At 74.8% G+C, this 3,089-nt stretch carries 3 protein-coding genes; 2 read left to right on the plus strand and 1 reads right to left on the minus strand.

All coding sequences use genetic code 11. From position 1 onward, the window contains the following. The first annotated feature begins 239 nt into the window (after window positions 1-239). Window positions 240-1,154 (plus strand): hypothetical protein, encoded by a 915-nt coding sequence (locus ACFF45_RS08435; RefSeq protein WP_381344060.1) that lies wholly within the window; start codon window positions 240-242, stop codon window positions 1,152-1,154. Between the two features lie 37 nt (window positions 1,155-1,191). Here ACFF45_RS08435 and ACFF45_RS08440 read toward each other — a convergent pair whose 3' ends face one another. Then, on the minus strand, window positions 1,192-2,214 hold the full coding sequence (locus tag ACFF45_RS08440; RefSeq protein ID WP_381344062.1) for a Gfo/Idh/MocA family protein: 1,023 nt from the start codon (window positions 2,212-2,214) through the stop codon (window positions 1,192-1,194). Between the two features lie 118 nt (window positions 2,215-2,332). Between ACFF45_RS08440 and ACFF45_RS08445 the strand changes: the two genes are divergently transcribed. Beyond that, on the plus strand, window positions 2,333-3,037 hold the full coding sequence (locus ACFF45_RS08445) for a GntR family transcriptional regulator (RefSeq protein WP_381344078.1): 705 nt from the start codon (window positions 2,333-2,335) through the stop codon (window positions 3,035-3,037). Window positions 3,038-3,089: the final 52 nt, after the last annotated feature.

Raw genomic sequence — 3,089 nt, forward strand, 5'->3', positions numbered from 1 at the left:
CGTATGTCTCGCCGTCCCCGCACCCGGGCCCGTATGTCCCGCCGCCTGCGAACTCCGGGCCGTACGTCCCGCCGTCCCCGCACCCCGGCCCGTATGTCCCGCCGCCTCCGCACTCCGGCCCGTACGCTCCGCCGTCCCCGCACCCCGGCCCGTACCCGCCGCCGAGCAACCCGTACGGGCCGTACCCGCCGGGATTCCCGCCGCACCAGCCAGGGTTCCCACCGCAGCCGTATCCTCCGGTGCGGCCCTTCCCGCAGCGGGGCGACGCCTCCCTCTGGGCGCGGATCAGCGGACTGCGCGGGGCCGAATGGCCGCCCCTGCGCGAGCTGCTGCGGGCCGGGCGGTCGCGCGTCCACGGCTGTGTGTGGGCCCTGGTGCTCTTCCCGTGCACCTGGTTCGTGATCCCGCCGCTGCTGCTGTGCTACGCGTCCGCCCGCTCGGCCCGCCTGCGGGCCCACCGGCTCTTCCCGGTGCACGCGCACCGGCGCTTCGACGATCCCCCGGTGTGGCGGGTGCAGAAGGCACGCGCGTGGACGGCGGGCGCGATGTCGGTGCTGCTGCTCCTCGTCTACGGCAGGCCGGAGGACATCAGCGAGGCACAGCAGCAGTACATGCTGCGGCTGGCCGCCACCCCGCCGCTGCTGCTGGTCAGCGCGCCCGCGGTGATCGCGCTGCTGTTCCGGGTGGCGTCGTCGGCGGCCCGCGCCGAGATGCGGTCGCGGGTGCGCGCGGCCGGGCGGTCGGCCCTGTGGTACGTCGGCGCCGTGACGGCGGTGCCGCTGTGCCTGGCGGGCATCACCCTGGTCGCCGGACAGGAGCCGGCGGCCACGCAGGACCCCTGGTACGTCACGGTGGTGACACTGGCGCTGGCGGTGCCGATGGTCTGGCTGCTGTTCTTCCTGGGCTTCGCCACCGGTCCGGCGATCCGCAGCGGGTTCAACGCCGCCGACGTGCACCCCGCGCTGCCCGCCCTGCTCACCGGCGTCCTGGTGTGGGAGTTCGCGGCCCTCAGCTGGGCCGCGGGCGGCCTGCCGCCCGGCCCGCCGCTGATCCAGGTGCTCGCCCTGCTCGGCGGTCCGGCGTCGGTCACCGCGGTGGCCTGGTGGGAGATCGGCCGGCTGCGCGACCGGCACGGGGTGCGGCTGAGGGGCTGAACACCTCGTGGACGGGGCCGGTTCCGGCCCGCCACGCCTACCGCGCCACCGGTTCCGGCCCGCCCGGCAGTTCCAGCGGCCGGACCGGCCTGTGCTCCCGGCGGGAGAGTGCGCAGGCCTCGGCGACGCGCAGTGCCTGCAACGCCTCGCGTCCGTCGCACGGGTTGGCCCGCTCGCCCCGCACCACCTCGACGAAGGCGTTCAGCTCGGCCTCGTAGGCGGGCCCGAACCGCTCCAGGAACGTGGTCCACGGCTTGTCGGCGGCCGGCGGACCGGCCGGCTCGGTCGACGCGATCGGCGTCCGGTCGTCCAGCCCGACCGCGACCTGGTCCAGCTCCCCCGCCAGCTCCATCCGCACGTCGTACCCCGCGCCGTTGAGCCGGGTCGCGGTGGCCGTCGCCAGGGTGCCGTCGTCGAGGGTGAGGACCACCGCCGCGGTGCCGACGTCCCCGGCCTCGCGGAACACCGCGGGCCCGGCGTCCGAGCCGGCGGCGTACACCTCCGTCACCTCGCGCCCGGTCACCCAGCGCAGGACGTCGAAGTCGTGGATGAGCGTGTCCCGGTACAGCCCGCCGGACAGTGCCAGGTACGCGGCCGGCGGCGGCGCCTGGTCGGAGGTCATCGCGCGCACGGTGTGCAGCCGGCCGAGCCGCCCGGAGCGGACCGCCTCGCGGGCGCGGGTGTAGCCGGCGTCGAACCGGCGCTGGAAACCCATCTGCAGGACCGTTCCCGCCGCCTCGACCTCGGCGATCGCGTGCAGCGAGCCGGGCAGGTCGAGCGCGATCGGCTTCTCGCAGAACACCGGCAGCCCCGAGTGCGCGGCCCGGACGATCAGCTCGGCGTGGGCCGCGGTCGCCGTCGTGATCACCACCGCGTCCACGCCCCACCGGAAGACCTCGTCCACGCCGGGCGCGGCCGTCTCCCCGAGCCGGTGCGCGAGCCTCTGCGCCCGCGCGGGAGCCGCGTCCGTGAGGATCAGGGAGCCCACGTCGCGGTGACGGCTGAGCGTGTTCGCGTGGACCGTGCCGATGCGGCCCGTCCCGATGACGCCGATGCGCATGAGAACAAAGTGGAGCCCCGGCCACCGCACTGTCAATGTGTATGTCCGGACAACCGGACTACACGACTTCCCGTCAACCCGTCCCGGAGCTACGCTCGGGCCCGTGCCGAAACCAGACGTGGACCCGACCGCGCGGCTCGACCTCGGCGTCGACCGCAGCTCGCCCGTGCCGCTGTACTTCCAGCTGTCCCAGCAGCTGGAGGCCGCCATCGAGCACGGCACGCTCACGCCCGGCAGCCTGCTGGGCAACGAGATCGAGCTCGCCGCCCGGCTCGGACTGTCCCGGCCCACGGTCCGCCAGGCCATCCAGTCCCTGGTCGACAAGGGCCTGCTGGTCCGCCGCCGGGGCGTGGGCACCCAGGTGGTGCACAGTCAGGTCAAGCGCCCGCTGGAGCTGAGCAGCCTCTACGACGACCTGGAGGCGGCGGGACAGCGCCCGGCCACGAAAGTCCTGGTCAACACCCTCGTCCCGGCGTCCGCCGAGGTGGCGGCCGCCCTCGGTGTCGCGGAGGGCGGCGAGGTGCACCGCGTCGAACGGCTGCGGCTGGCGCACGGGGAGCCGATGGCGTACCTGGGCAACTTCCTGCCCACCGGTCTGCTCGAACTGGACACCGAGCAGCTGGAGGCCACCGGTCTGTACCGGCTGATGCGGGCGGCCGGGATCACCCTGCACAGCGCCCGCCAGTCCATCGGCGCCCGCGCCGCGACCGCCGCCGAGGCCGAGCGGCTCGCCGAGAGCACGGGCGCGCCGCTGCTGACCATGCAGCGCACGACGTACGACGACACCGGCCGCGCGGTCGAGTACGGCACGCACACCTATTAGTGCTTGGTCATGTGGGTGTCGGGGGCGGTATGTCGCGGTGGCAGGTGGGGCA

This window comes from Streptomyces cinereospinus, from assembly GCF_042430725.1.
GTDB lineage: Bacteria > Actinomycetota > Actinomycetes > Streptomycetales > Streptomycetaceae > Streptomyces > Streptomyces cinereospinus.